This is a genomic window from Nocardia yunnanensis (genome assembly GCF_003626895.1).
GTDB classification, from domain to species: domain Bacteria; phylum Actinomycetota; class Actinomycetes; order Mycobacteriales; family Mycobacteriaceae; genus Nocardia; species Nocardia yunnanensis.
Map to the genome: position 1 here is coordinate 6,054,227 of NZ_CP032568.1, position 26,858 is coordinate 6,081,084.

31 protein-coding genes are annotated in these 26,858 nt (G+C 67.9%); 24 read left to right on the top strand and 7 right to left on the bottom strand.

What is annotated here, in order from left to right; genetic code table 11:
- Positions 1 to 68: 68 nt before the first annotated feature.
- Both D7D52_RS28410 and D7D52_RS28415 read left to right on the top strand, forming a co-directional pair.
- On the top strand, positions 69 to 1,109 hold the full coding sequence (locus tag D7D52_RS28410; protein ID WP_425464572.1) for an alpha/beta hydrolase: 1,041 nt from the start codon (positions 69 to 71) through the stop codon (positions 1,107 to 1,109).
- A gap of 131 nt (positions 1,110 to 1,240) precedes the next feature.
- The gene (locus tag D7D52_RS28415) at positions 1,241 to 2,494 is read left to right on the top strand and encodes an Nramp family divalent metal transporter (protein WP_425464573.1); all 1,254 of its coding nucleotides are present in this window, start codon (positions 1,241 to 1,243) and stop codon (positions 2,492 to 2,494) included.
- A 9-nt stretch (positions 2,495 to 2,503) separates the two neighbouring features.
- On the opposite strand, the gene D7D52_RS28420 is transcribed toward D7D52_RS28415, so the two are convergent.
- Positions 2,504 to 3,298 (bottom strand): enoyl-CoA hydratase-related protein, encoded by a 795-nt coding sequence (locus D7D52_RS28420; RefSeq protein ID WP_120741243.1) that lies wholly within the window; start codon positions 3,296 to 3,298, stop codon positions 2,504 to 2,506.
- 127 nt (positions 3,299 to 3,425) lie between these two features.
- On the opposite strand from D7D52_RS28420, the gene D7D52_RS28425 reads away from it, so the two are divergent.
- Positions 3,426 to 4,697 carry a TetR/AcrR family transcriptional regulator gene (locus tag D7D52_RS28425; protein WP_120741245.1) on the top strand — a complete coding sequence of 424 codons (1,272 nt, stop codon included), beginning with the start codon at positions 3,426 to 3,428 and terminating at the stop codon, positions 4,695 to 4,697.
- Here D7D52_RS28425 and D7D52_RS28430 read toward each other — a convergent pair.
- Positions 4,671 to 6,152 carry an aldehyde dehydrogenase family protein gene (locus D7D52_RS28430; RefSeq protein ID WP_120741247.1) on the bottom strand — a complete coding sequence of 494 codons (1,482 nt, stop codon included), beginning with the start codon at positions 6,150 to 6,152 and terminating at the stop codon, positions 4,671 to 4,673. The genes D7D52_RS28425 and D7D52_RS28430 overlap by 27 nt on opposite strands.
- Positions 6,153 to 6,453: 301 nt before the next feature.
- Between D7D52_RS28430 and D7D52_RS28435 the strand changes: the two genes are divergently transcribed.
- The 4 genes from D7D52_RS28435 to D7D52_RS28450 all read left to right on the top strand — a co-directional run bounded on the left by D7D52_RS28435 (position 6,454) and on the right by D7D52_RS28450 (position 10,209).
- Positions 6,454 to 7,452 carry an ATP-binding cassette domain-containing protein gene (locus D7D52_RS28435; protein ID WP_120741249.1) on the top strand — a complete coding sequence of 333 codons (999 nt, stop codon included), beginning with the start codon at positions 6,454 to 6,456 and terminating at the stop codon, positions 7,450 to 7,452.
- Complete coding sequence (locus D7D52_RS28440; RefSeq protein WP_187703046.1) at positions 7,449 to 8,261, top strand: ABC transporter permease; 813 nt, start codon at positions 7,449 to 7,451, stop codon at positions 8,259 to 8,261. Before D7D52_RS28435 ends, D7D52_RS28440 begins: the two co-directional genes overlap by 4 nt.
- On the top strand, positions 8,258 to 9,118 hold the full coding sequence (locus D7D52_RS28445; RefSeq protein WP_120741251.1) for an ABC transporter permease: 861 nt from the start codon (positions 8,258 to 8,260) through the stop codon (positions 9,116 to 9,118). The genes D7D52_RS28440 and D7D52_RS28445 overlap by 4 nt, the downstream gene beginning before the upstream one ends.
- 62 nt (positions 9,119 to 9,180) lie before the next feature.
- Positions 9,181 to 10,209 carry an SDR family oxidoreductase gene (locus D7D52_RS28450; RefSeq protein WP_120741253.1) on the top strand — a complete coding sequence of 343 codons (1,029 nt, stop codon included), beginning with the start codon at positions 9,181 to 9,183 and terminating at the stop codon, positions 10,207 to 10,209.
- Between the two features lie 121 nt (positions 10,210 to 10,330).
- Here D7D52_RS28450 and D7D52_RS28455 read toward each other — a convergent pair whose 3' ends face one another.
- The 4 genes from D7D52_RS28455 to D7D52_RS28470 all read right to left on the bottom strand — a co-directional run bounded on the left by D7D52_RS28455 (position 10,331) and on the right by D7D52_RS28470 (position 12,689).
- Complete coding sequence (locus D7D52_RS28455) at positions 10,331 to 11,530, bottom strand: lycopene cyclase family protein (RefSeq protein WP_342775201.1); 1,200 nt, start codon at positions 11,528 to 11,530, stop codon at positions 10,331 to 10,333.
- Between the two features lie 120 nt (positions 11,531 to 11,650).
- The gene (locus tag D7D52_RS28460; RefSeq protein WP_120741257.1) at positions 11,651 to 12,127 is read right to left on the bottom strand and encodes a hotdog fold domain-containing protein; all 477 of its coding nucleotides are present in this window, start codon (positions 12,125 to 12,127) and stop codon (positions 11,651 to 11,653) included.
- A 44-nt stretch (positions 12,128 to 12,171) separates the two neighbouring features.
- Positions 12,172 to 12,480 carry a type II toxin-antitoxin system PemK/MazF family toxin gene (locus D7D52_RS28465; RefSeq protein ID WP_162958619.1) on the bottom strand — a complete coding sequence of 103 codons (309 nt, stop codon included), beginning with the start codon at positions 12,478 to 12,480 and terminating at the stop codon, positions 12,172 to 12,174.
- Positions 12,477 to 12,689 carry a hypothetical protein gene (locus tag D7D52_RS28470; protein ID WP_120741262.1) on the bottom strand — a complete coding sequence of 71 codons (213 nt, stop codon included), beginning with the start codon at positions 12,687 to 12,689 and terminating at the stop codon, positions 12,477 to 12,479. Before D7D52_RS28470 ends, D7D52_RS28465 begins: the two co-directional genes overlap by 4 nt.
- Positions 12,690 to 13,250: 561 nt before the next feature.
- On the opposite strand from D7D52_RS28470, the gene rpsJ reads away from it, so the two are divergent.
- From rpsJ to D7D52_RS28540, 14 genes are all read left to right on the top strand, one after another.
- Positions 13,251 to 13,556, top strand: coding sequence for a 30S ribosomal protein S10 (gene rpsJ / locus D7D52_RS28475; protein WP_003938093.1), 306 nt, complete (start codon positions 13,251 to 13,253; stop codon positions 13,554 to 13,556).
- 14 nt (positions 13,557 to 13,570) lie between these two features.
- On the top strand, positions 13,571 to 14,236 hold the full coding sequence (gene rplC, locus D7D52_RS28480) for a 50S ribosomal protein L3 (RefSeq protein ID WP_120741264.1): 666 nt from the start codon (positions 13,571 to 13,573) through the stop codon (positions 14,234 to 14,236).
- Positions 14,233 to 14,904, top strand: coding sequence for a 50S ribosomal protein L4 (gene rplD / locus D7D52_RS28485; protein ID WP_120741266.1), 672 nt, complete (start codon positions 14,233 to 14,235; stop codon positions 14,902 to 14,904). The genes rplC and rplD overlap by 4 nt, the downstream gene beginning before the upstream one ends.
- Complete coding sequence (gene rplW, locus D7D52_RS28490; RefSeq protein ID WP_033091018.1) at positions 14,901 to 15,206, top strand: 50S ribosomal protein L23; 306 nt, start codon at positions 14,901 to 14,903, stop codon at positions 15,204 to 15,206. Before rplD ends, rplW begins: the two co-directional genes overlap by 4 nt.
- Positions 15,207 to 15,238: 32 nt before the next feature.
- On the top strand, positions 15,239 to 16,069 hold the full coding sequence (gene rplB / locus D7D52_RS28495; protein WP_120741268.1) for a 50S ribosomal protein L2: 831 nt from the start codon (positions 15,239 to 15,241) through the stop codon (positions 16,067 to 16,069).
- 14 nt (positions 16,070 to 16,083) lie between these two features.
- Positions 16,084 to 16,365, top strand: coding sequence for a 30S ribosomal protein S19 (gene rpsS, locus D7D52_RS28500; RefSeq protein ID WP_019931198.1), 282 nt, complete (start codon positions 16,084 to 16,086; stop codon positions 16,363 to 16,365).
- Positions 16,362 to 16,766: a 50S ribosomal protein L22 gene (gene rplV / locus D7D52_RS28505; protein ID WP_120741270.1), complete on the top strand. Its 405-nt coding sequence runs from the start codon at positions 16,362 to 16,364 to the stop codon at positions 16,764 to 16,766. The genes rpsS and rplV overlap by 4 nt, the downstream gene beginning before the upstream one ends.
- The gene (gene rpsC / locus D7D52_RS28510) at positions 16,767 to 17,573 is read left to right on the top strand and encodes a 30S ribosomal protein S3 (RefSeq protein WP_120741273.1); all 807 of its coding nucleotides are present in this window, start codon (positions 16,767 to 16,769) and stop codon (positions 17,571 to 17,573) included. It begins immediately after the preceding gene.
- A 3-nt stretch (positions 17,574 to 17,576) separates the two neighbouring features.
- Positions 17,577 to 17,993: a 50S ribosomal protein L16 gene (gene rplP, locus D7D52_RS28515; RefSeq protein ID WP_120741275.1), complete on the top strand. Its 417-nt coding sequence runs from the start codon at positions 17,577 to 17,579 to the stop codon at positions 17,991 to 17,993.
- Complete coding sequence (gene rpmC, locus D7D52_RS28520; RefSeq protein WP_120741277.1) at positions 17,993 to 18,232, top strand: 50S ribosomal protein L29; 240 nt, start codon at positions 17,993 to 17,995, stop codon at positions 18,230 to 18,232. The genes rplP and rpmC overlap by 1 nt, the downstream gene beginning before the upstream one ends.
- Complete coding sequence (rpsQ, locus tag D7D52_RS28525; RefSeq protein WP_039776446.1) at positions 18,229 to 18,525, top strand: 30S ribosomal protein S17; 297 nt, start codon at positions 18,229 to 18,231, stop codon at positions 18,523 to 18,525. The genes rpmC and rpsQ overlap by 4 nt, the downstream gene beginning before the upstream one ends.
- A 360-nt stretch (positions 18,526 to 18,885) precedes the next feature.
- Entirely contained in the window at positions 18,886 to 19,422 is a 537-nt protein-coding gene (locus D7D52_RS28530; protein ID WP_162958620.1) for a hypothetical protein, read from the top strand.
- A gap of 285 nt (positions 19,423 to 19,707) precedes the next feature.
- Positions 19,708 to 21,603, top strand: coding sequence for an FAD/NAD(P)-binding protein (locus D7D52_RS28535; RefSeq protein WP_246023353.1), 1,896 nt, complete (start codon positions 19,708 to 19,710; stop codon positions 21,601 to 21,603).
- The gene (locus D7D52_RS28540; RefSeq protein ID WP_246023355.1) at positions 21,534 to 22,445 is read left to right on the top strand and encodes a lyase family protein; all 912 of its coding nucleotides are present in this window, start codon (positions 21,534 to 21,536) and stop codon (positions 22,443 to 22,445) included. The genes D7D52_RS28535 and D7D52_RS28540 overlap by 70 nt, the downstream gene beginning before the upstream one ends.
- 36 nt (positions 22,446 to 22,481) lie before the next feature.
- Here the strand turns inward: D7D52_RS28540 and D7D52_RS28545 are convergent, their stop codons facing one another.
- On the bottom strand, positions 22,482 to 22,907 hold the full coding sequence (locus D7D52_RS28545) for a DUF5997 family protein (protein WP_120741281.1): 426 nt from the start codon (positions 22,905 to 22,907) through the stop codon (positions 22,482 to 22,484).
- 60 nt (positions 22,908 to 22,967) lie between these two features.
- Here D7D52_RS28545 and D7D52_RS28550 point away from each other — a divergent pair, with 60 nt between their 5' ends.
- The 3 genes from D7D52_RS28550 to D7D52_RS28560 all read left to right on the top strand — a co-directional run bounded on the left by D7D52_RS28550 (position 22,968) and on the right by D7D52_RS28560 (position 26,848).
- Complete coding sequence (locus tag D7D52_RS28550) at positions 22,968 to 23,912, top strand: LysR family transcriptional regulator (protein ID WP_120741283.1); 945 nt, start codon at positions 22,968 to 22,970, stop codon at positions 23,910 to 23,912.
- A gap of 196 nt (positions 23,913 to 24,108) precedes the next feature.
- A complete protein-coding gene (locus D7D52_RS28555) occupies positions 24,109 to 24,636 on the top strand; it encodes an EXLDI protein (RefSeq protein WP_162958621.1) in 528 nt (175 codons plus the stop codon).
- Positions 24,637 to 24,685: 49 nt separating this feature from the next.
- A complete protein-coding gene (locus D7D52_RS28560; RefSeq protein ID WP_120741287.1) occupies positions 24,686 to 26,848 on the top strand; it encodes an MMPL family transporter in 2,163 nt (720 codons plus the stop codon).
- The last annotated feature ends 10 nt before the right edge of the window (positions 26,849 to 26,858 follow it).

Sequence of the window (26,858 nt, forward strand, 5' to 3'; positions counted from 1 at the left end):
GGAACGCAGACACGAGATGAAGGTGCGAAACATTGATTCGTCGAAATGTCCGGAACGGCAGGCGCGGAGTGCGCGCCGCGGCTTTCCTGGCCGCCACCGCGGTTCTGACCGGTCTCGTGAGCGGGGTGGGCGGCGGTAGCGCCGCCGCGGACCCGATCATCGACGGCAAGAAGCTGCTGGCCGATCCGGTCTCGGCGGACGGTTCGAAGATCACCAAGGCCGAGATGAAGGACGACCGGAACATCCGGCTCTACGTCTACTCCGCGGCCATGGGCGCCACCTACCCGGTCGATGTGCAGCGGCCCGCCGACGCCTCGGTCCCGCGCCCGACCCTGTACCTGCTCAATGGCGCGGGCGGCGGTCAGGACGACGCCTCCTGGGTCAAGAAGACCAATATCGTCAACGGCTTCCTCGGCGACAAGAACGTCAACGTGGTCCAGCCGATCGGCGGCAAATGGTCCTACTACCAGGACTGGGACAACGACGATCCGGTGCTGGGCCGCAACAAGTGGACCACCTTCTTCAGCCAGGAACTGCCCCCGCTGATCGACGGCGCGCTGGGCACCAACGGCGTCAACGCCATCGCCGGCATCTCCACCTCCGGCACCACCGTGCTCACCCTCGCCGAGGCCAAGCCGGATCTGTACAAGTCCGTCGCCGCCTACTCCGGCTGCGCGCAGATGGCCGACCCGCAGGGTCAGGAGTTCATGCGCCTGACCGTCGAGACCTGGGGCGGCGGCAAACTGGAGAACATGTACGGCCCGTCGGATTCGCCGGAATGGGCCGAGCACGATCCGGTCATCAATGCCGAGAAGCTGCGCGGCATGAACCTCTACATCTCCTCCGGCAGCGGCCTGCCCGGCCAGTGGGACACCCTCAACGGGCCCTACACCCTGCCCGGCGGCTACGGTCTGGCCAACCAGATCGTCGTCGGCGGCATCATCGAGGCGGGCACCAACTTCTGCAGCCACAACCTGGCGAACAAGCTGAACTCGCTGGGCATCCCGGCCACCTACGACTTCCCGCCGACCGGCACCCACTCGTGGGGTTACTGGAACGACGAGTTCATCAAGTCGTGGCCGGTCCTGGCCCAGGGCCTGGGCATCTAGCCTGAAAGCCCCTGGGGGACAACGTGACACGGCCCGGCACCGCGAGGTGCCGGGCCGTGTGCCGTTATGGCCGTGGTCACAGCTCGAAGGAACGGCTAAACAAAAAGTTCGGGAACCCGTAAACTCTTCTCGTGAGTACCAGCGTGGCCGATGAGCAGCAAAGCCCGTTCCAGCGAGCGCGGTCGGCCGCGGTCCTGCTCGGTCCCGCCTTCGTCGCGGCCATCGCCTATGTCGATCCGGGCAATGTGGCGTCCAATATCAGTGCGGGCGCGCAGTACGGCTACCTGCTGGTGTGGGTCATCGTCATGGCCAATGTCATGGCCGGGCTGGTGCAGTTCCTGTCCGCGAAACTAGGACTGGTCACCGGCAGCTCGCTGCCGGAAGTGGTGCGGGCCAAGGCGAGCCGGCCGATGCGGCTGGCCTACTGGGCGCAGGCCGAAACCGTCGCCGTCGCCACCGATCTCGCCGAGGTGGTCGGCGGCGCGATCGCGCTGAACCTGCTGTTCCACCTGCCGCTCATGGTCGGCGGCGTCATCACGGGCGTCGTCTCGCTGGGTCTGCTGCTGATCCAGAATCGGCGCGGGCAACAGCCCTTCGAACGCGTCATCACCGGGCTGCTCGGCGTCATCGCCATCGGATTCCTTGCCTCCGTGGTGATTTCGCCGCCGTCACCCTCGGGCACCCTGGGCGGGCTGGTCCCCAGGTTCGACGGATCCGGCAGTGTGCTGCTGGCCGCGGCCATGATCGGCGCGACCGTCATGCCGCACGTGGTGTACCTGCACTCCGGTATGGCACGCGACCGGCACGGTCATCCCGAGGCGGGCCCGGCGCGAAAACGCCTGCTGCGCATCACCCGATACGACGTCGGGCTGGCCATGCTGCTGGCCGGCGCGGTGAACCTGGCCATGCTGCTCATGGCCGCGAGCACCCTGCGCGGGCGCGACGGCGTGGACACCATCGAGGGCGCGCACGCCGCGGTCGTGGAGGTCCTCGGGCCGTTGGCGGGACTGCTGCTCGCGGTCGGCCTGCTCGCCTCCGGGCTCGCCTCCACCTCGGTCGGGGCCTACGCGGGCGCCATGATCATGCAGGGCCTGCTGCACCGGCACATTCCGCTGGTGGTGCGCCGGGTCATCACGCTGATTCCGGCGCTGGTGGTGCTCGCGCTCGGTATCGATCCGACTCGCGCCCTGATCATTTCGCAGGTCGTGCTGTCGTTCGGCATTCCGTTCGCGTTGATTCCGCTGGTGCGCTTCACCGGTGACGCCGCGCTCATGGGCGGCGACGTCAACCATCGCGTGACCACCGCGTTCGCGTGGCTGGTCGCGGCGATCATCACCGGGCTCAATGTGGTGCTGATCTACCTGACCGCCACCGGAAACGGCTGAGGCGCGGGCCTATTCGGCGAACACCGCCTTGCGCTTGCCCAGCATGGCGGCCACACCCTCGGCGAAATCGGGCGAATCCAGCAGTTCGCACTGGCCGGCTCGCTCGGCGGCCAGCACCGCACCGAAGGAGGCCAGCGCGGCGACCGCGAGGGTGCGCTTGGTGAGCTCCAGGGCCCGGCGCGGCCCGTGCGCCAGCTTGGCGACCGCGGCCTCCACCGTGGCGTCCAGCTCCGCATCGGGGTGGACGCCCGCGATCAGGTGGTGTTCCAGCGCCTTCCGGGCCGGCAGGCGTTGGCCCAGCAATGCCATCTCCGCGGCCAGCGCGCGTCCGCCGGCCGCCGCGACCAGGGCCGCCGCGCCGCCGTCGGGCATCAGGCCGATATTGATGAAGGCCAGCAGCAGGTAGGCGTCCTCGGACAGATAGGTCAGGTCGGCGGCCAGCGCGATGGCCACGCCGATGCCCGCGGCCGAACCCTTGACCCGGGCGATCACCGGGATCGGGGCCTCGACGAGGGACTGCACCATGCCGTTGGCGGCGGCCAGGATCATCTCGTTGGTGACACCGCGCGCGGTGTACTCGTCCGCGGCGGACAGGTCCGCGCCGGTGCAGAAGTCGCCACCCTCGCCGGTCACCACGATGACCCGGATCGCCGGGTCCGCCGAGGCCGCGCGCACGGTGGCGCCCAGGGCCGCCATGGTGTCGTAGTCGATCGCGTTCTTGCGCTTGGGATTGGTGAGCGTGATGCGCAATGCCCGCCCGTCCTGGATCGCGGTGTACCCGGCCGTGGTCGCGATGTCATTCATCGGGCGCTCCCAGATATATATGCGGCGGCATTGCCGCAGACTGTGTTCGGCTTTGCGAATTGTGGTTAACTTAAGGTCGTTCGTCCGGCACTGTCAACAGCCGGTGCCGTCGAGAAGGAGAAACTGTATGGTCGCCGATCGCAGCGAGGCCACCCTCGCTTCCGCGCGACCCGACGCCCGCCCCGCGGCCACCGACGGCGAGTCCGGCCCGCGCCGCCGGCCCAAGAACCGCAAGGCCCAAATCGTGCGGGTAGCGGCGCGAGCCTTCGCCGAACGCGGCTACCACCCGGTCGGCGTGGACGAGATCGCCGCCGAGGTCGGCATCTCCGGCCCCGCCCTGTACCGGCATTTCCGCAACAAGTACGCGCTGCTGGTGGCCGCCGCCGAAATGGGTGCGCAGCAATTGCTGGACGCCGCCAAGGCCGCCGACAATCCCGCGCTCGAACCGGAACCGCGACTCACCGCGCTGATCCGCGGCATTGCCGAGTACACCATCGACGTGCGCCGCGAGGGCGGGCTGTATCGGTGGGAGCGGCGCTATCTGGAACGCGAGGACCGCGCTCGCATCCGGGTGATCTACACCGACCTGCACGACACCGTCGCCGCGGCCATCGCCGCGCTCTACCCCGGCGCGGACGCCGCGGATGTCCAATTGCGTTCGGCCGCACTGCTGAGCGCCATCGGATCCATCACCGCGCACCGCACCGCGCTCTCGACCACCCGGCTGCTGCATCTGATCGACGAGATCGGCTGGGACATCCTGCGCTGCGAGCTGCCGCCCGCGCCCGGGCCCGTCACCGGCGACCCGATCCTGCGCGGCCTGCCCGTCATCTCCAAACGCGAGCAGCTGCTCACCGAGGCCATTCGCATCTTCGGCCGGCAGGGGTATCACGAGGCCAGCATCGAGGAGATCGGCGCGGCCGCGGGCATCAACGCCTCCAGCGTCTACCGCTACTTCGCCAGCAAGGCCGACCTGCTGGCCGCCGCCTTCCACCGCACCGGCGAACGCGTCGCCATCGCCAACAGCGAGGCGCTGGCCGAGGCCACCGGCCGGGCCGACGCCGCGGTGCGCATCGCCGACCGCTTCGCGCGCATGACCTTCGCCATGCCCGAGATCCTGCCGGTGTACTTCTCGGAATTCTCCAATCTGCCCGCCTCCGAACAACATCGGCTCCGATCGGTGCAGCGGCAGAACGTCCTGGAATGGGCCAACCTGCTCGAGGGCGATCAGGTCGAGGCGCGCTTCCGGGTGCACGCCGCCATCGCGCAGGTCGTCGATGTCGGCCGCCGCGTCCGATTCGACGGGCGGCCGGAGAACCTGGCCCGCGTCAGCGCGTTGATGCGGGCCGTGCTGCTGGGCGTGCCCGCGCCGTCAGACCCGGTGGCGCAGCCGGAATAAGGCGCGCGCCACCCGCAGCCGGCGGGGATGCTTGTCGAAGGTGCCCGAGGTGATCTGATCGGTCGGATGCTTCTCGCTGATCGTCTGGGCGCGGGCGAAATCGCGCAGCGTCTGCGGATTCCGAATCCGGCCAGGGCCGTTCACCCCGTACACGGGGGACGAGTTCACGGTGATCAACTCGCTGCGCAGCCGGGCCGCGAACTCCGGGACACTGCGCACGTCCCGCGTGAAAACCGCGACGGTACGCGGATTCTCGGCGGCGTTCACCCGCTCGGCCGCCTCGTCCATGCCCGCCACCCGATTCACCACCAGCACCGGGCCGACCGCAGGGCCGGTGACCACACCGCACGCCTCCGGCACCTCGGTGAGCACGATCGGTTCGATATAGGGCTCGCGGATCGACTCCAGCCCGCCGACCACCGGCCGCGCGCCCCGGGTGAGGGCGTCGCGCACCTGGCGGCGCACCGCGTCGAGCTGCGACTCCAGGATCATCGGGCCGTAGGAGGCGCGGCGGTCCGCGCCCGGCCGCAGCTGCCGGGCCTGCGCGGCGACCAGTTCCAGGAACGGTTCGTACACCGAATCGGCCACGTACACGGTGCGCACGCCCACCGGCTGCTGACCGGAGTTGGCCATCGAGCCGTACACCGCGGCGGCCGCGGCGGCCTCGAGTCTGGCGTCGACCTGGACCACCATGGCCCCGCGGGCGCTCTGTTCCAGCAGCAGGGGAGTGGACGACTGCGCGGCCAGCGCGGCGACTTCGCGCGCGGCCCCGCCCGAGCCGGTGTAGGCCAGGGTGTCGACCTCGGCCTTGCACAGCGCGGCGGCGGTGCCGCTGTCGCCCGTGACCACCTGCAGCACAGGCTGATTCGGGGCCAGATGGTTCCAGGTGTCGGCCAGCCACGCGCCGACGCCGGGGGTGAGTTCGCTGGGCTTGAACACCACCGCGTTCCCGGCCGCCATGGCCGCGGCGATCGAATTCATCGGCGTGAGAACGGGATTGTGCCAGGGCCCCAGGACGCCGACCACGCCCAGCGGCAGGTGACCGACGGTGCCGGTGGACGCCCGCCGCAGGGTGGCGCGCAGCCGGGTGCCGCGGCCCAGCGTCCGTTCCGCCTGGCGCGCAGCCCAATCCAGCTGCTCGACCGCCAGCGTGACCTCGATGGCGGCGTCCAGGCGCGGCTTGCCGGTCTCGCTGGAGATCAGCTCCACCAGCTCGCGGGTGCCGCGGGCCAGGGCCCGCTTCCAATCCAGCAGCCAGCGTTTGCGGGCATCGAATCCCAGTGCGGCCCACCATTGTTCGGCGGTGCGCGCCGAGCGGACGGTGCGGGTCACCTCACCCGCGCCCATGCCGGCGTATTCGCCCACGACCTCCCCGGTACGCGGGTCGTACGATGTCAGCACCTTGGATCGGCCCGCACTGGCGCGCCCGGTTGCCGGCTGCGCCGACTCGGCCATGGTCTACCTCTCGTGGCCTGTGAATGTCTCTCCCCGTCACGCCAGACTATGGTTCGAGTCACAGATGCGACAAGGTAGCGAAATTGCGGCATACCGCCCGGTCTGCGCCTGGATCAGCGGCTATGCGCGAGCCTGTCGGTTTGTGACCAAGGGCACAGTTTGAATATCGCTGCCAAGGCTAATGAACGCCCGCGTTTCGGATGCGCCGGTAACATCACGCCCGGCGGCAGGGATCATCAGATCTGGGGACCCGCCACAGGGGTGACAGCGTTTTGCCCGAACAGCCGATAGTGGAGAGTTGATGCCCAGCTTGGACAGCCCGGAACCCGTAGCGCCCGACGATCCGGCCGTGTATGTCGAAGACGTCCGCAAGTCCTTCGGCGAGGTGCAAGCGTTGCGGGGCGTCAGCTTCACCGCGGCGCGCGGCCAGGTGCTCGGCATCCTCGGCCCCAACGGGGCGGGCAAGACCACCACGGTCAAGATCCTGTCCACGCTGCTGCGCCCCGACTCCGGCATCGCCCGCATCGCCGGGCACGATGTGCGCCGAGACCCCGCCGCCGTGCGCCGATCCATCATGATGACCGGACAGTACGCGGCCCTCGACGAGAACCTCTCCGGCCGCGAGAACCTCGAACTCTTCGGCCGCCTCATGGGCCTGCCCCGCAAGGCCGCCCGGCAGCGCGCCGACACCCTGCTCGAGGAATTCGACCTCACCGGCGCAGGCCGGCGCGCCGTGCGCCACTACTCCGGCGGCATGCGCCGGCGCGTGGACATCGCCTGCGGACTGGTGGTGCGGCCCGAGGTGGTGTTCCTCGACGAACCCACCACCGGCCTGGATCCGCGCTCGCGCCAAGGCGTCTGGGACCTGGTCACCGCGCTCAAGACCCAGGGCATCACCGTCCTGCTGACCACGCAGTACCTCGAAGAGGCCGACGTGCTCAGCGACAACATCATCGTCATCGACAAGGGCACCGTCATCGCCGAGGGCACCGCCGACGCCCTCAAGGAGAAGACCGGCGGCAGCTACTGCGAGGTGGTGCCGCTGGATCCCAAGCGGCTCACCACCGCCGCCGATGCCCTCGGGGATCTGGTGCCCGAGGCGGTGCGCGCGGAACTCCAAGGCGGCGACCGGCTTTCGATCCCGGCGCCGGAGGGCGCGGTCACGCTCTCGGAGGCGCTGCGCCGGCTCGACAGCGCCGGGGTGCGGCTCGCCGACATCGGGCTGCGGCGGCCCTCGCTCGACGACGTGTTCCTCACCCTCACCGGACACTCCGGAACCAAGGAGGCCGAGCAGTCGTGACGGCAGTCGACAACGGCAGCGCCGCCGACCTCTTCGCCGGCGTCCCCCCGGCCCGGCCCCACAGCTTCGCGCAGTGGCGCGCGCTCACGGGACGCATCGTGTGGGTGATGGCCACCAAGGGCGAACTCGTCGTCGCGGTCATCGTCCCGCTGGTCTTCACCCTCGGGTTCTATCTACCGCTCAAATACGTCATGCAGTTCAAGGGCATTCACTACGAGCAGTTCGTGATGCCCATCATCGTGCTGCAGACCATGTCGTTCACCATGATGTCGAACGCGCAGCTGGCCGCGTTCGAGGCCATGACCGGACTCAACACCCGCATGCAGACCATGCCCATCGGCCGCATGGTGCCGCTGGTGTCGCGGCAGTCCGCGGGCTTCGTGCGATCGGTGGTGTCGCTGATCGCGGCGCTGGCCTGGGGGCACATGATCGGGTTCCGGTTCGTCGCCGGCTGGGGGCAGGCCGTGCTGTTCTGCGCGTTCTCCCTCGCGGTCGGCACCGTGCTCGCCATCGGCGCCGACGGGCTCGGGTCGCTCACCAAGAGCCCCGAATCCCTGAGCCAGGCACTGACGCTGCCGACCCTCATCTTCGGCATGCTGTCGTGCGGTTTCGTGCCGGAGTCCGGATTCCCGGCGTGGGTGCGGCCGTTCGTACGCAATCAGCCGATCTCGCAGTTCTCCTTCGCACTGCGCGACATGGCCGACCACGGGGTGACGTGGCAGGTGTTCTGGGTGCCACTGGTGTGGCTGATCGGCGCGGCGGTCGTCTTCACGCCGTTCGCGGTCTGGGCGAGTGTGAGGCGGTCATGAGTACGACGACGGTCCCGGCGGCCGAACCGGATTCGTGGGCGGGCCATCAGCCGTTGCCGACGGTGGCGCCGCGTTCCGAGCGCGCGCTCGGAATCTGGGTGCAGCAGAGCCTGATCCAGTGCAAGCGACTGCTCATCGGCTGGATGCGCGACCCCTCGACCACCATCCAGACCCTGGTGTTCCCGGCGGCCACGCTGATCATGTTCCGGATCGTGCTGGGCGACTCCATCCAGCTGGCGACCGGCAGGCCCGCCATCTACGGCTTCGTGCCGATGGTGATGCTGGTGGCCGCCATGTCCGGATCCATCGTGAGCGCGCTCGGTTTCAAGGTCGAGAAGATGACCGGGCTGCTCGGGCGGTTCCACACCATGCCGATCCATCGCGCGGCCGGGCTCACCGGACGCCTGCTGGCCGAGGCCGTGCGGGTGCTGATCACGTCGCTGTTCGTGCTCGCGGTCGGGGTGTGCCTGGGCTTCCGGTTCTGGTACGGCTTTCCGGCCGCGGTCGCCATGATGGCGATTCCGATCCTGTTCGCCGTCGGTTTCGCGGTCATGGTGACCGCGCTGGCCACGCTCACCGAGGGCGTCATGCTGGTGTCGATCATCGGCATCGTGCAGACCCTGCTGATGTTCTTCAACTCCGGATTCGTGCCGGTGTACGCGTATCCGACCTGGCTGCAGGCCACGGTGCAGAATCAGCCGATGAGCACCGCCATCGACGCCATGCGCGGACTGTCCTACGACGGTCCGATCGCGACGCCGCTGTGGAAGACGGTGGCGTGGACCGTCGGCATGATCGTGGTGTTCGCCTACCCGGCGGTGCGTGGCTATCGGCGCGCCGCGGAGACCGGAGCGTAGCGGCGCGATCGGATGGGACGGCCCCGCGCAGCGTGTGGTCCGCGTCACGTTAAGGTGACCGCATGGCTTACCTGGTTACCGGGGCAACCGGGTTCATCGGTCGATTTCTGGTTCCCGAACTGCTGAAACGCGGTGCGGACGTGCACGTGCTGGTGCGTCCCGGCGAGGACTCCGTGCTGCGCTTCAACCGCTGCCTGCGCGACTGGGACGCCCGCGACCGGGTGCGCCCGGTGCGCGGCGACCTGGCCGCGCCCGGGCTCGGCATCGACTCGGAGTGGCTTGCCGCCCAGCGCGGTTCGATCGACCACGTCTTCCATCTGGCCGCCGGTTTCGACAGCGTCGGCGCGGGCGGCGGCACCCGCCGGGTCGCCGAGATCGCGGCGCGACTGGAAGCCGGATGGCTGCATCATGTTTCGACCGCGCGCATCGCCGGGAACCGGTCGGGCGTGTTCACCGAGGACATGACCGACGTCGGGCAGCTGCTGCCCACGCCGTATCAGCGCGCCATGCTGCGCGCCGAACAGGACGTGCGGGATCAGACCGGCGTGCCGTGGCGCATCTACCGGCCGTCGCTGATCATCGGCCACTCCCGCACCGGCGAGATCGACCGCATCGACGGGCCGTACTACTTCTTCCGGCTGCTGCGGATGGCCGCCCAGCTGCCGCGCATTCTGCCCGTGGTCTCGCCCAAACTCGGCGAAACCAATATGGTGCCGGTCGATTTCGTGGCGCGGGCGCTGGACCACATCGCGCACCGGCCCGGCGACGGACCCTCGACCTACCACCTGGTGGACCCGCGCGAGCAGAGCGTCGCGGAGGTGTTCAACCTCTTCGCCGACGAGGCCGGGGCCCCGCACCTGATCGAGCTCATGCCCAAACCGACCCTCGACGTCACCCTGCGGGTGCCCGGCATGGGCTGGGCGCTGCGGCAGATCGGCATCCCCACCGACGTCATCGAGGACAGCGAATTCGCCTGCCGCTTCGACTCCCGCCACACCCAGGCGGCCCTGGCCGGCACCGACATCAAGGTCCCGCCGCTGGCCGCCTACGCCGCGATCATCTGGAAGTACTGGATCGAGAACTGGGTGTGACGGTCTTGGCCGTATGCCAACCGCAGCCACTGATCTCGTGACGGTCGGGGTAACTCGCCGGGTACGTCCAGAATCGGGTTGCGCCGCAACCGCCGGTCGCGTGTCCGGCCGTCGACGGCTCTCAGCTGCGCGCTGAAGTCTCGGGGAGGCGGGGGAGTCCGTAATCCCAACCGAGCCAGCGGTTTCGGTTGGTCCAGCCGACCAGGTCGTAGCGCCAGTGGAACGGCCAGGTGGTGGCGACGGTCATGAACAGCGCCGAACCCAGGGCGGTGTAGTCCGCGTGCGCGGACAGCAGGGCGCGCTGCTGGCGGGGCGGGCGGGTGAAGAAGGCGTCGAACATGGCCATCGACTGGGCGGTGGTCAGGCGGCCCAGACCATAGACGCCGCGCATGCGCATCCAGTGCACCAGCCGCGCCTGCCACGGCCACAGCGCCTCGATCGGATCGGTGCCCGCCTGGACGGCTGCCAGCGCCGTGTCCACCAGCGACAGCGAATCCGCCACGCAGTAGCCGGTGATCGGATGCATCATGCCGCCACGCGAACCGAACGGAATCACCTGTCCGCGACCGGCTTCCGGCGGCGCGGCGTCCAGGGGATAGTGCGCCGCCTCGGTCCTCTCGTCGCCGCGCAGCCGAATCCCGTGCGCCGCCAGCCGATTCAGCGTGCGCCGCCGCAACTCGTGCTGCGGCATGCCGCCGCGCAGGCCCAGGCTGGTCTCCTCGAAGATCACCGTGCCGTCGCCCAGCGGCACCGAATACAGGAACGACGGCGGCTCGTCCGAGCCCGCGCCGTTCTCGTCGCGCCAATCCAGCAGCAGGCCCTCGCCGGCGGTCACCAGGGGGGCCGCGACGTCCTCGTCCACGAAGATGCCGTGCGCGCTGGCCGTGCGCCGCGCACCCGGCGCGGCCTGCCCGCGCGTGTCGAACACGGTCGCGGCTCGCAACTCGGTGCCGTCGGCCAGCTCCACCCGATGCGCCTCCACGGTGCGCGCGCGACCGGTGACGACGGTGGCGTCGTCCAGCGGCAACGCGTCGAACAGGCCCTGCTTGGACAGCACGCAATAGGGGCGGGGAATGCGGTGCTCGCGCGTCGTCCACACCGCGGGCGCCTCGATGCGGCTGGCGATCGCACTGTGCCCCAACCACTTCGGCAGTTCGTCCACCCAACACGAGTAGGTGGGCCCCCACAGCCGGTTCGGCCGCGGATCCACCGCCACCACCCGCATCCCCGCCGCCATCGCGCGATGCGCGAGCGCCCGACCCGTGGGACCGAGCCCCACCACACACACGTCGGCCGCCCTGCCGACCTCCCGGCCACTCATACTCCGCATTCAAACAGCCGGGCTCATCGCACGCCAGGGCGCATCCGGCGTTCCGTGCAGCTCACTTGGTCGGCGTGGCGGTAGCTGTGAGGTCCCTCCGCGTCGGCTGGTGAGTCACTTCTACTTCGGTGTGACCCAGGTGGTGATGTCCGCGTGCACGACCTCGAGCCCCGACTTGTCGTAGATCGACACCGGCACCAGCACTTCCCGCCCCTCGGTGATGCTCGCGAAGTCCGGCATCTCGGCCAGCTTCGCCACCGCCCGCAGCCCCGAATTCGCCTTCGCCAGGTACTGCACGTTCATCGCCTTCGGAATCCACCGATGCGTGTCCGGCACCGTCGCCTCCGACAGCATTCCCATCGCCACTTCGGCCAGATTGCACGCCGCGATCGCGTGGAACGTCCCCAGATGATTGTGAATCCCGAACCACTTCGGCGCGGTCACCTCGCACAACCCCGGCTCCAACCGCACCACGCTCGGCAACACCGTCCCGAAATACGGCACCCGGGCCACCATCCCGAGCGAGAACAACGTATGCCCGATCCGATTGTCCGGAAGCTTCTTCCACCCGCGATACGTAGCGGTCTCTTTACCCATGCCGCTATCTTACTCAGAAGTAAGTTCACCGGCATGGGTGGCACTCATGAGAGATCGAGTAGCCGCTTCAGGGCGCGATCGACGCTGTCCAGTACGTCGTCATCGACAGTGAACAGTAGGTCGCGCAGATTGTCGGGATTGATGCGTGAGATGTTCAGGCACTTCGCGTAGAGCCCATCTCCGAGGGCGACGCTCAGGGACAGGGCGACGTTCTCGCTGATCGGCATCACGTCGGTGACGTCGATGCAGACACACGCCCCTTCGGCGTTGACCGGGTCGGCGCTGACTATGAGTACGTTTCGAATGCGGCCGATCGCCTGGTAGGCGCGCACCTCGCCGCGAGCATGGCTCAAGATCGGAACTCCTCCATCTCCGCCTCGCGGTCTTCATGGGAAGTGAACGCGCCCGGCGCTTTCCGTTCGGCGGCCAATTCCATTCGAACGGCCGCGCGCAACAGCGCCTCCTCGCACACCTTCGCCACCCATGCGGACACATTGCCGTTGGCCTCGACCTTGATCGCCTCGGTTAGGTCGTCGGGCAGTCGGACAGTCATCTTCGCCATACTCATGAGCCTACTGCTTGTCGGACACCAAAGATCCGCAGTTCGCGGATTTGATCCGTCGGGCGGATCGCCCATATCGTCATGTGCACTCTGGTCGCGGACCGGTCTGTGTCCGGGTTGTCTGATCTCTCCCTGCCGGGTGTGACCAGCGCCATCGCCTCCGAGGTGGGGGAGGGGGCGATTTGAACTGCCCCCCGGGCTCGAGGCATACTGTTCGGGTTGCCCAGGCAGGGTTGCGTCGTTCTTCGGAAAAGATGCAGGTCCTGGGTGAGCAAGACCGAATTTTGCACCCCGCCTGATTGCGGTGTGGGTGCGTCCGGGACACTGTTCCGAGGCTATAAGGATTTGATCCGGGGCCGAGGAATGAGCGGCGGCGCGACACGCCCGACCGCGTGGACCGGATGAACCATGACAGATGAACAGCGGCGATGGATCGGGCCCGAGGGTGGGCCGGTCGTGTGGTGGCTGATGCGTCTTCGTGTGTTCGGGCTGTGCAAATGAGGGTGGTTCGGAAGCGAAAGCTTCTGGGCCACAACGTAAGCGGAGAAAAGGACACTCAGCGTGGCGGGACAGAAGATCCGCATCAGGCTCAAGGCCTACGACCATGAGGCGATCGACGCGTCTGCGCGCAAGATCGTCGAGACGGTGACCCGTACCGGTGCCCGCGTCGTCGGCCCGGTGCCGTTGCCCACCGAGAAGAACGTGTACTGCGTCATCCGTTCGCCGCACAAGTACAAGGACTCGCGCGAACACTTCGAGATGCGCACGCACAAGCGGCTTATCGACATCCTCGACCCGACGCCGAAGACGGTTGACGCCCTGATGCGCATCGACCTGCCGGCCAGCGTCGACGTCAACATTCAGTGACGGGGACTTCGAATATGACTGACAACAAGACTCGTCCGGCCGCGGGCATCCTGGGCACCAAGCTCGGCATGACCCAGGTCTTCGACGAAAAGAACCGCGTCGTTCCCGTGACCGTCGTCAAGGCGGGCCCGAACGTCGTTACCCAGATCCGCACCCAGGAGCGCGACGGCTACGCCGCCATCCAGGTCGCCTACGGCGCCATCGACCCGCGCAAGGTGAACAAGCCGGTCTCCGGCCAGTTCGCCAAGGCCGGTGTCACCCCGCGCCGCCACATCGCCGAGCTGCGCGTCGCCGACGCCGCCGCCTTCGAGGTCGGCCAGGAGATCAACGCGGACGCCTTCGAAGAGGGCTCCTACGTCGACGTGACCGGCACCTCCAAGGGCAAGGGCTTCGCGGGCACCATGAAGCGCCACGGCTTCCGTGGTCAGGGCGCCTCGCACGGTGCGCAGGCCGTGCACCGCCGCCCCGGCTCCATCGGTGGTTGCTCCACCCCGGGCCGTGTCTTCAAGGGCATGCGCATGTCGGGCCGCATGGGTAACGACCGCGTCACCACGCAGAACCTCTCGGTCCACAAGGTGGACGCCGAGAACGGCCTGCTGCTGATCAAGGGCGCGATCCCGGGCCGCACCGGCGGCATCGTGATCGTCAAGAGTGCAGTGAAGGGTGGTGCCCGGGCATGAGCACCGAGACCAAGACCAACCTGACCCTCACGGTCAAGGCCGCCGGCGGCAAGACCGAGGGCACCGTCGAGCTCCCCGCGGAGATCTTCGACGTGACCGCGAACATCGCGCTGATGCACCAGGTCGTCGTGGCCCAGCAGGCCGCGGCTCGCCAGGGCACGCACGCCACCAAGACCCGGGGCATGGTCTCCGGCGGTGGCAAGAAGCCGTACCGCCAGAAGGGCACCGGCCGCGCGCGCCAGGGTTCGACCCGTGCGCCGCAGTTCGCCGGCGGTGGCACCGTCCACGGCCCGCAGCCGCGTGACTACACCCAGCGCCTGCCCAAGAAGATGAAGGTCGCCGCGCTGCGTGGCGCGCTGTCGGACCGGGCTCGCAACGAGCGCATCCACGTCATCACGGAACTGGTTGCGGGACAGACCCCGTCGACCAAGTCCGCCAAGTCGTTCCTCGCCGAGCTGTCGACCCGGAAGAACATCCTGGTCGTCGTCGGTCGCGAGGATGTCACCGCGTGGAAGAGCGTGGCGAACCTGCAGGGCGTGCACCCGATCGCCCCCGATCAGCTGAACACCTACGACGTCCTGAAGTCGGACGAGATCGTGTTCTCGGTCGAGGCGCTCAACGCCTTCGTGCACGGCCCCGCCGAAGCTGCACAGGAGGAGAGCAAGTGACCACCATCGCCGACCCCCGCGACATCCTGCTCGCGCCGGTGATCTCCGAGAAGTCCTACGGGCTGATCGAAGACGGCACCTACACCTTCCTGGTGCACCCGGACTCGAACAAGACGCAGATCAAGATTGCCGTTGAGAAGGTTTTCGGTGTCAAGGTCACCAGCGTCAACACCGCCAACCGTCAGGGCAAGCGCAAGCGGACCCGCTTCGGCTACGGCAAGCGCAAGGACACCAAGCGCGCGCTCGTGACCATCTCGGCCGACAGCAAGCCCATCGAGATCTTCGGAGGCCCGGTCGCGTAAGCGGCGGGGACTTCAGAAAGGCAGAAGAACTCATGGCAATTCGTAAGTACAAGCCGACAACCCCGGGTCGCCGCGGCGCTTCGGTCTCGGATTTCGCCGAGATCACCCGCTCGACCCCCGAGAAGTCGCTGCTGCGTCCGCTCACCAAGACCGGTGGCCGTAACGCGCAGGGTCGCATCACCACTCGTCACAAGGGTGGCGGTCACAAGCGTGCCTACCGTCTGATCGACTTCCGTCGCCTGGACAAGGACGGCGTGCCGGCCAAGGTCGCTCACATCGAGTACGACCCCAACCGCACCGCCAACATCGCGCTGCTGCACTTCGCCGACGGCGAGAAGCGCTACATCATCGCGCCGAAGGGCGTGACCCAGGGCACCCGCATCGAGTCGGGCCCGGGCGCGGACATCAAGCCGGGCAACAACCTGCCGCTGCGCTCCATCCCGACCGGTACCACCATTCACGCGGTGGAGCTGCGTCCGGGCGGCGGCGCCAAGCTGGCTCGTGCCGCGGGCATGTCCATCCAGCTGCTGGGTAAGGAAGGCGCCTACGCCGTCCTGCGTATGCCCTCCGGCGAGATCCGTCGCGTCGATGTGCGCTGCCGCGCCACCATCGGCGAGGTCGGCAACGCCGAGCAGTCGAACATCAACTGGGGCAAGGCCGGCCGTATGCGGTGGAAGGGCGTTCGCCCGACCGTCCGTGGTGTGGTCATGAACCCGGTCGACCACCCGCACGGTGGTGGTGAGGGTAAGACCTCCGGTGGTCGCCACCCGGTCTCCCCGTGGGGCAAGCCCGAGGGCCGGACCCGTAAGCCCAACCGCCCGAGCGACAAGCTCATCGTCCGCCGCCGCGGCAAGAAGCGTTAAGGAGGAGGTTAGACATGCCACGCAGCCTGAAGAAGGGCCCGTTCGTCGACGAACACCTCCTCAAGAAGGTGGACGTCCAGAACGAGAAGGGCACGAAGCAGGTCATCAAGACCTGGTCGCGTCGTTCCACCATCATCCCGGATTTCATCGGCCACACGTTCTCGGTCCACGACGGCCGCAAGCACGTGCCGGTGTTCGTGTCCGAGAACATGGTTGGACACAAGCTCGGTGAATTCGCGCCGACTCGTACGTTCAAGAGCCACGTCAAGGAAGATCGGAAGAGCAAGCGGCGATGAGCACTGAAACTCAGAACCCGACCGCGCGCGCGACCGCCAAGCACGTTCGCGTGACGCCGATGAAGGCGCGTCGCGTCGTGGACCTGGTCCGTGGCCGCCGTGTCGAGGACGCGCTGAACATCCTGAAGTTCGCGCCGCAGGCCGCGAGCGAGCCGGTTGCGAAGGTGGTGGCCTCGGCCGCCGCCAACGCCGAGAACAACCTCGGCCTCAACCCGGCCACCCTGGTCATCTCGACGGCGTATGTCGACGAGGGCGCGACCATGAAGCGTTTCCAGCCGCGGGCCCAGGGCCGCGCGTTCCGGATCCGCAAGCGCACCAGCCACATCACCATCGAGGTCGAGAGCGTGCCGGGCATCTCCCCCGCTGCCACTCGTAGCCGCCGGAAGGGAGGGGCAAAGTAAATGGGACAGAAGATCAATCCCCATGGCTTCCGCCTCGGTATCACCACCGACTGGAAGTCGCGTTGGTACGCGGACAAGCAGTACGCGGAATACGTGAAGGAAGACGTCCAGATCCGCAAGCTCCTCGCCACCGGCATGGAGCGGGCCGGTATCTCGAAGGTCGAGATCGAGCGCACGCGTGACCGCGTGCGTGTGGACATCCACACCGCGCGTCCGGGCATCGTGATCGGCCGTCGTGGCGCGGAGGCCGACCGCATCCGCGCCGAGCTGGAGAAGCTCACCAAGAAGCAGGTTCAGCTGAACATCCTCGAGGTCAAGAACCCCGAGTCGGATGCGCAGCTGGTTGCTCAGGGTGTGGCCGAGCAGCTCTCGAACCGTGTGGCGTTCCGTCGCGCGATGCGCAAGGCCATCCAGTCGGCCATGCGTTCGCCGAACGTCAAGGGCATCCGTGTGCAGTGCTCCGGCCGCCTCGGCGGCGCGGAAATGTCGCGCTCGGAGTTCTACCGTGAGGGTCGGGTGCCGCTGCACACGCTGCGCGCCGACATCGATTACGGCCTGTACGAGGCGAAGACCACCTTCGGCCGCATCGGCGTGAAGGTCTGGATCTACAAGGGCGACATCGTCGGCGGCAAGCGTGAGGTCACCGCGGTGGCCCCGTCCGGCCGCGACCGTGACGACCGCCCGCGTCGCGAGCGTCCGAGCCGCCCCCGTCGCAGCGGTGCCCAGGGCACCACCGCGACCAGCACCGAGGCCGGGCGTGCCGCGACTGCCGTCGCGGAGGCTCCGGCAGAGAACCAGGAGGGCTGACCTATGTTGATGCCCCGCAAGGTCAAGCACCGTAAGCAGCACCACCCGAAGCGCTCCGGTATGGCCAAGGGCGGCACCGCGGTTACGTTCGGCGAGTTCGGCATCCAGGCTCTGGAGCCCGCCTACGTGACCAACCGTCAGATCGAGTCCGCTCGTATCGCGATGACCCGCCACATCAAGCGTGGCGGCAAGGTCTGGATCAACATCTACCCGGACCGTCCGATCACCAAGAAGCCGGCCGAAACCCGCATGGGTTCCGGTAAGGGTTCGCCCGAGTGGTGGATCGCGAACGTGAAGCCCGGTCGGGTCATGTTCGAGCTTTCGTACCCGAACGAGGAGACTGCTCGCGAGGCCCTGCGCCGCGCGATGCACAAGCTCCCGATGAAGTGCCGCATCGTCACCCGAGAGGAGCAGTTCTGATGGCTACCGCCAACCCGGCCGCAGAGCTCCGCGAGCTCGACAATGAGGCCCTCGTCGCGAAGCTGCGCGAATCCAAGGAAGAGCTGTTCAACCTGCGCTTCCAGATGGCGACCGGTCAGTTGCAGAACAACCGTCGCCTGCGTGTGGTCCGTCACGAGATCGCCCGCATCTACACGGTCATGCGTGAGCGCGAGCTCGGTCTGGCCTCCGGTCCTGAAGGCAAGGGAGACGCCGCATGAGCGACGTTAAGGGCCCGGCCAAGACGCCGGCCAAGCAGGAAGAGCGTGGCTCGCGCAAGGTGCGCATCGGCTACGTCGTTTCCGACAAGATGAACAAGACCATCGTGGTCGAGCTGGAAGATCGCGTGAAGCACCCGCTTTACGGCAAGATCATCCGCACCACCTCGAAGGTGAAGGCCCACGACGAGAACGAGATCGCCGGCGTCGGCGACCGCGTGCAGCTGATGGAAACCCGTCCGCTGTCCGCCACCAAGCGGTGGCGTCTGGTCGAGGTCCTGGAGAAGGCCAAGTAAGCCCGCTCCACGACTCGAACAAGTCGTAGAACACCGGCCCGTTTCCCAAAAGGGAAGCGGGCCGGTGTCTTTTACGGGGGTTCGGGGCGCAGCCCGGAGAGCTTTGCGGGAGTTTGGGGGCGCAGGCCGGAGAGCTTTGCGGGAGTTTGGGGGCGGAGCCCCGAGGGCTTTGGGGGTTCGGGGGCGCAGCCCCCGAGAGCTCGAGAGTTCCGATACTTCTCTCTCGCACAGTGTGACCAAACTGAAACGCGATATGGCCAAAGGGAATTGGCGTGTCGCGCTCCTCGGCGCTACTTTTATTGCGCTATGAGGGATGCTGCAACAACTTCGGGTGCCTGGCGTACGACTGACCACGAAACGGTGACCTTCCGCGACGCCTCTGTCGCATGGGCACTGGCCGCACATGAGGTGCTGGCCGAAACTGCTTCCGGTTACGGCTATTTCGTAACCGTCAACGATCTCGCCGAGCAGATCCAGGAGATGTCCGGCATCCGGACCGACGCCCCCACGCGCACCTGGATGGACGCCATCCTGCGCAAGGTGGCGCGCCGCTGCCACAATGCGGGCGAACCGCCGCTGACCTCCCTGTGCGTCAAACAGAACCACAAGGTCAGCGAAAGCTACCGCTACGTCCTGGAATTGGCGCATCTCCCCGTCCCCGCCGACCTCGAGGTGCATGCCGCCTACGCCCGCTGGCAGTGCTACGCCGCCTACGGCGCGGAGATCCCCTCGGACGGCGGCATCCCGCCGCTGATCCCGCGGGGCGGCGGCGCCCCCCGCCGCGTCACCGCCGCCGGCCCGGTCTCCACCCCGAAGCCCGACCCGGAGGCCCGCAAGGCCGTGTGCAGCTTTTGCTTCACCGAACTCCCCGCGAACGGCGTCTGCTACTACTGCTGACTCGCCGCCGCGACAGTCCCGACCAGAAGGCCCGCTTCCCCGCCCCGGGAGGCGGGGCTTTTCGTGCCGCAGGCTCGACCCGCGCGGAACGGTTTGCTGCGAATCCCGTTCCAGCAAACAATCTTTCGTCGAAACAGGCGAATCAGGCGTATCAAACCGCTCATTCTTGAGCGCTCGAGCGGGCCGCGCTAATGTCGGCGACGTGCCCGGATTCGGGTGCGGTTAATCGAGCGCGATCGGTGAGTTTGCATGCTCGACAATGTTTTGCGGATCGCCATTATTGGAATGGGACCTCGGGGTCTGAATGTTTTCGAACGTGTTTGCGCTAACGCCCGCCAGTTAGGTTTCTCCGCCGGTGTCGAGCTGGTCGTCATCGACTCGCACAGTGTCGGCCCCGGCGCGGTCTGGCGGACCGAGCAATCCGCGCATCTGCTCATGAACACCGTCGCCGAGCAGGTCACCATATTCACCGACGACACCGTCGAGATGGCGGGCCCGGTGGAACGCGGGCCCAGCCTCTACGAATGGTCCAACTTCCTGGTGAAAATAGGCAATTTCGCGGGATTGCCCTCGGACGCATTCCAGCAGGCGCAGCGCATCGCCCCCGAAACCTATCCGTCCCGCGCCTATTACGGTCATTACCTGCGCTGGGCATTCGAGCGCACGCGCGACCGCTACGCGGATTGGGTGCGGGTGCGCGAAATCGTGGCAACCGCCCTGGATGTCCGGGATGGTCCGGGCGGATTGCAGGAGGTCGACCTCAGCACCGGCGAACGCCTGCGCGGCCTGCACGCCGTGGTCCTCACCCAGGGTCACCTGGCCGAAACCCCGCCCGCCGCCGGTTCTCTCGCCGAGGCGGCGAATCGCCTGGGGCTCACCTATTTCCCGCCGGGCAATGCCGCCGACGTCGACGTGGATCGCATTCCGGCGCGGGAGCCGGTCATCATCCGGGGCCTGGGGCTCACCTTCTTCGACTATCTCGCGCTGCTGACCGCGGGCCGCGGCGGCCGGTTCAAGGAATCCGACACCGGCCTGGAATACATTCCGTCGGGCCGGGAGCCGCGCATCGTCACCGGCTGCCGGCGCGGCGTCCCGCATCACGCGCGCGGCGAGCATCAGAAGGGCGTCGACGACCGCTACGAACCGCTGCTGCTCAATGCCGACCGCATCGCCCGCCTGCGGGAGCGGGCCCGGCGATTCGGTGACGTGTCGTTCCGGCGGGACGTCTGGCCCTGCATCGCTCGAGAGGTCGAGTCGGTCTACTACACCCGGCTGATCGCCGACCGGGTCAGCCCGCACCGCCTGGCCTCCTTCCGCGACCGCTACCTGATCGCCCAATCGCCCGCGGACACCGAGGAGTTGTTGAACCGCTTCGGCATTCCCGCGCGCGACCGCTGGGACTGGAACGCCCTGAGCGATCCGACCGGCGGCCGCTGCTTCACCGATCCCGACGACTTCCACGCCTGGTTGCTGGCCTACCTGGACGCCGACGTGCACGAGGCCCGCCTGGGCAATGTGCACGGCCCGGTCAAGGCGGCCCTGGACGTCCTGCGGGACCTGCGCAACGAGGTGCGCCTGGTCGTCGATCACGGCGGCATCGCGGGCTCCTCCTACCGTGACGACCTGGATCGCTGGTACACGCCGATGAACGCCTTCCTGTCCATCGGCCCACCCGCGCACCGGATCTCGGAACTGGCGGCATTGATTCGCGCGGGTGTGGTGCGGGTCGCCGGTCCCGGCATGCGGGTCCGGGCGGACAGCAGGCACGGGTGCTTCGTGGCGGATTCACCCCTGGTGGGCGAGTCGGTGACGACGGCACATTCCCTCATCGATGCCTGGATGCCCGCACCGGACCTGCATCGCACCGCGGATCCGTTGCTGCGCAACCTGTTGCGCCGCGACGAGGTGCGCGGCCACGTCATCGCCTCCCCGGACGGCAGCCGCTACCGCACCGGCGGTCTGGCCATCGCGCCGGGCTCGCATCATCCGGTGGACGCGCTGGGCCGAATCCATCAGCGCCGCTACGTCTTCGGCGTCCCCACCGAGGCGGTGCGCTGGCCCGCCGCCACCGTGGCACCCCGATCGCCGGCCGCACCCTCGCCATGCACGCGGTGCCCACCACCTTCGGCGCCAAGGTGGCGATCTGGATGCAGGGGCTGCTGGACGCCCGCGAGCGGCTGACCCGGGTCCGCGCGGCGCTGCCGGTCCAATTGGGCGGCGCCGCGGGCACGCTCGCGTCCTACATCGAGTGCGCCCGCTGCGGGGATTCGGAGCTGGCGGCGGCCTCGTCGGGGGAGATCGTGGAACGGCTGACCCGCGCGTTCGCCGCCGAACTCGACCTCACGGTCAGTGCGACCCCGTGGCACACCGTGCGCACCCCGATCGCCGATCTGGCCGCGGCGCTGGCCCTCACCTCGGGCACGCTGGGCAAGCTGGCCGTCGACGTGATCTCCCAGTCCCGCAACGAGACCGCCGAACTGCTGGAACCGGCCGCGCTCGGCCGGGGCGAGTCCTCGGCCATGCCGCAGAAGCGAAACCCGGTGCTGAGCACCATGATTCGCGCTGCCGCACTGCAGGTCCCGGCGCTGGCGTCGACCCTGTTCGGGGCGCTGCTGGCCGAGGACGAGCGTCCGGCCGGGGCCTGGCACGCCGAATGGCAGCCGCTGCGGGAGTGCCTGCTGCTGGTCGGCGGCGCCGCGCACACGGCGGTGGAGCTGGCCGCGGGCCTGATGGCCGACGCCGACCGCATGACCGAGAATCTCTCGCTCACCGAGGGGCAGATCGTCGCCGAGCGGCTCTCCATTCGCCTGGCCCCGCTGCTGGGCAAGCCGATCGCGAAGAAGACCTTGCAGGCCGCGTCGTTCGAGGCGCAGTCCACCACCCGGCCGCTGGTCGAGGTGCTGGCCGAATCCCCGGACATCGCCGCGCACCTGTCCAAGCCCGAGCTGGTCGAGCTGCTGCGCCCGGAGAATTATCTGGGCGCGGCACCCGACCTGGTCGATCGAGTCCTGCGCAGGCTCTGAGACACCTGCGCAGGCTGAGACATTCGCCGCGGCGAGCTATTTGCCTTCGCCGAAGCGGTTCTTGGCCGGACGGTTGGAGGCGGCGCGGCGGGCCGCCTCCTTCTCCTTGACGCGTTCGGCTTCCTTGCGGACCTCGAGGAGGTTCTCGCGTTCGCGTACCAGCCAGGCCGGCGGGTCGGCGAGCAGGGCGTCGATTTCGGCGGCGGTGAGGGCGTCGGAGATGTCGTTGCGGGCCAGCCCGGAATTGGAGATGCCGAGCCTGCGGGCCACCACGTCGCGCGGGAAGGGACCGTTCTTGCGCAGTTCGGTCAGCCATTCCGGCGGGTTGGTGCGCAGCTCTTCGAGCTGGGCGCGGGTGACGGGTGAGTTCCGGAACTCCTCGGGGGTTGCCGGGAGGTAGATGCCGAGTTTGTCGGCCGCGGTCAGCGGCTTCATGGTCTGGGGGTTCTTGTCCGGGCTCACCGGACAAGGGTATCCGGCGCGCGGGACGTAGCCGCTGGCCGGTGCAATAACCTGGGCAGCATGAGCCGGTTGGAGTCCATCGACGTGACGCGCCTGCGCTGGTTCGTCGCGGTTGCCGAGGAATTGCATTTCGCCCGGGCGGCCCGCGGCCTCGGCATCGCGCGACAGCGATTGAGCGCGGCGGTCATCGAATTGGAGCAGGAACTCGGAACGAAACTGTTCGTGCCCGGCGCCCAGCCGACCCAATTGAGCGCGGACGGACAGGCGGTGCTGGACGAGGCGCGGGCCGTGCTCGCGACCGTGGTCGAGCAGCCGGCCCCGAGCCCGGACGCGGCCGAGCGGCTGCGGGTCGGTTTCGTGCCCGGCGTGACCGTCACCAAATGGGAGCGAATCTGGGCCGAGCGCTATCCCGATATCGCCTTGGCGCTCATCCCGGTTCCGATGAAGGAGCAGGAGACGGCCCTGCGCACGGGCGCGGTCGACATGTGCTTCGTGCGCCTGCCGATCGACACGGACGGGATGAGCGCCATCCCGCTGTATCGCGAACTGCCCGTGGTCGTGGTGCCCAAGGATCATCCGATCGCGGTGTTCGAGCAGGTCGCGACGAAGGATCTCGTCGACGAGCGCATGCAGGACGCCGCGGATCTGGACGAGGCCGCCATGACGATGGAGTTGGTGGCCGCGGTGAGCGGTGCGGCGATCGTCCCGCATTCCATCGCGCGCCTGCATCATCGCAAGGATCTGGTCTATCGCACGGTCACCGACGTGCCGGAGACCGAGGTCGCGCTGGCCTGGCCCGCGGACCGGACCACCGAACTGGTGGAGGAGTTCGTCGGGGTGGTGCGCGGCCGTTCGCAGCGCAGTTCGCGGTCGCCGTCGGGCCGGCCGGGCAAGCAGGGCCAGCCCGCGAAGAAGAAGCCGCCGGCCAAGAAGCCCGTGGCCAACAAGGCCGCGGCCAAGTCGCGGCAGGGCGGCAAACAGCCGGGCAAACGGCGCGGCCGCTAGGTCAGGGGAGTCTCCGGCAAAGTTCAGGGTCGGCTCAGGGTTGCGCTATACGTATACGTCTACTTATAGTCTGTGAAGACGGATTTCACGGTCCGGCGCACCCTGAGAAGCACTGCGGCACAGCGGAAATGCACCCGCACCGCCGTGTTGTACACGCATGCCAATATGCGCATCCTCTGATGATTTGGAGCATCCCATGGACTTCGACAAGGCCGAATTCGACAAAGAGGCCCCCACCACCGACCTGGTCGTAGACTCCCTCCCCGAGGGCATGTCCGAGATCACCCTGCGCGTCGGGCCCGGCGGCGGCCGCAGCCAGCGCTTCGTGGGCCGGCAGCTGTCGCAGGCGCACCGCGTCACCGCCGAGGGCAGCGAGACCATCCACGTCTACCAGAGCCGCAAGGGCAAGCTGGTCGTGCACCGCCACATCATCGACTGGAACGACTTCGCCACCGCCACCAAACACGCTGCTCAGGAGAAGCGCGACGAGTTCCTGGTGGCCAAGAACAACTCCGATTCCTCGGACTACTCGCCGATCGTGAACTGGGCCAAGGGCTTTAAGAACTGGCGCGAGATGCTCGGTTTGAACGAGGATGGCTATGGCGACTTCACACTCGAGATCGTGGACTCGCTGGGGGAGTTGCGTGATCGGGTACCGGCGAAGGTCTATCGCATCGTCGCCGACGTGGTGGAGAACCCGTCCACGCAGGTCCTGGATATCTAGCGACAACTGAACACACGCTGCGGCCGAACCCGGAAAGGACTTCTCCCGCATGTTCTCTCGATTGGGGCGCTTCGTCGTCCGATTCCCGTGGCTGGTGATCGCCGCCTGGGCGATAGCCATCGTCGCGGTCGTCGCGACCGCGCCGAAGCTCACCGCGACCACCGACCAATCCGACTTCCTGCCTTCGCATTACGAGTCCATCCAGGCGATGGAGTTGCAGCAGAAGGCCTTTCCGAACAGCAGCACCCCGGCCGCGCTCATCGTGTTCGAACGCTCCGACGGCGCACCGATGACCGATGCCGACACCGCGGCGGTGCAGTCCGCCGCCGCCAAGCTGTCGGACCAGAAGATCAAGGATGTCACCGGGATTCAGGCGGTGCCCCCGTCGGGCAACCGGGCGGTGGAAGTGGTCGCGGTGGAGATGACCAAGGTCACCAGCCCCAGCGACAATCGTCAGTCCGATGCGGTGAAGTCCCTGCGCGATTCGCTGAAGCAGCAGGTCAACGGGACCGAGTTGAAGGCCGGCGTGACCGGCACCGCGGCCCAGAACCTCGATCAGCAGGATTCCAGCAAGAAGGGCCTGATCATCATCGGCATCGCCACGGTGCTGCTGATCCTGGTGCTGCTGCTGGTCATCTTCCGCAGTCCGATCATCGCGCTGCTGCCCATCCTGGTGATCTTCCTCGTGGTGTCCCCGATGGTGAACGGCCTGCTCGGCATCGTGAGTGACGCCTTCAACCTCAAGATCGACAGTTCGGTCGAGTCGCTGCTGGTGGTGGTGCTCTTCGGCGTCGGCACCGACTACATCCTGTTCCTGATGTTCCGGTTCCGGGAACGCCTGCGCGCCGGTGACGACGCCAAGACGGCCGTGGTCAACGCGGTCACCCGCGTCGGTGAGGCCATCACCTCGGCGGCCGCGGCGGTGATCATCGCCTTCGGCGCGCTGACGCTGTCCACCCTGGGCATGTTCCGTTCGATGGGGGTGGCGCTGGCGATCGCGGTGGCGGTGACCCTGCTGGCCGGGCTCACCCTGATCCCGGCGATCGTTTCCCTGTTGGGCACCAAGGTGTTCTGGCCGTCGAAGGCGTGGCAGCACGAGCCGAAGGGCGCGCGTTTCGCGGCGGTCGGGACCGCGCTGGGCAAGCGCCCGGCGGTGTTCGCGGCGGCCTCGGGCGCGCTGCTGATCGCCTTGGGCGTCTTCGCCTTCGGCTTCAACCCGACCTTCGACCTGTCGTCGGGTTCGACCTCGGATTCCTCCGAATCCACGGTCTACGGCAAGGAATTGCTCAAGGGCATGCCCGCGGGCAGCACCCAGCCCTCCCAGGTGTACCTGCAGAGCCAGCACGGCGCGCTGAGCGCGGACGAGTTGAACACCTTCGCCACTGCCCTGCGCGGGGTGAAGGGTGTGGGCGAGGTCGGCGCGAAGCCCGCCCTGTCCGCGGACAACACGGTGGCGGAATACCAAGTGACGCTGGCCGACAAGCCCGAATCCGATGCCGCCCTCGCGACGGTGAAGGGTCCGCTGCGCGATACCGCGCATTCGGCGGCCCCGGTCGGCACCTCGGCCGTGGTCGGCGGCATGACCTCGGTGTTCGTCGACTTCCAGCACGCCATGAACCGTGACTACACGGTGGTGTTCCCGGTGGCGGCCATTCTCATCATGATCGTGCTCGCGCTGCTGCTGCGCAGTCTGGTCGCACCCTGGTACCTGATGGCCTCGGTGTTCCTCGGCTTCGCCGCGACACTGGGCTCGGCGGTGCTGGTCTTCCAGCACGCGCAGGGGAATTCGGGTCTGATCTTCACCTTGCCGCTGATCATGTACCTGTTCGTGGTCGCGCTCGGCACCGACTACAACATCCTCATGGTCGCCCGGCTGCGGGAGGAGGCCCGCGAGGGTCACGATCCGCATCGCGCCGCCGCGCTGGCGCTGCGGCACACGGGTCCGACGGTGGCGGCGGCCGGTGTCATCCTGGCGGGCACCTTCGCCTCGATGATGTTGGCGGGCAACAACGTCCTGAGTTCGATGGGTTTCGCGATCTCGGTCGGCATCGCCATCGCCGCGTTCGTCATGGCCATGTTCTTCACCCCGGCGGTGACGGCCCTCATCGGCCGCCGCGCCTGGTGGCCGGGTCACGGCGCCGACGCCGAGCGGGAATCGGTCAACTGGGACAACGAGTTCAGCGATGCGGTGGGTGACGGCTCGCGCCACTGAGCGCATGTGA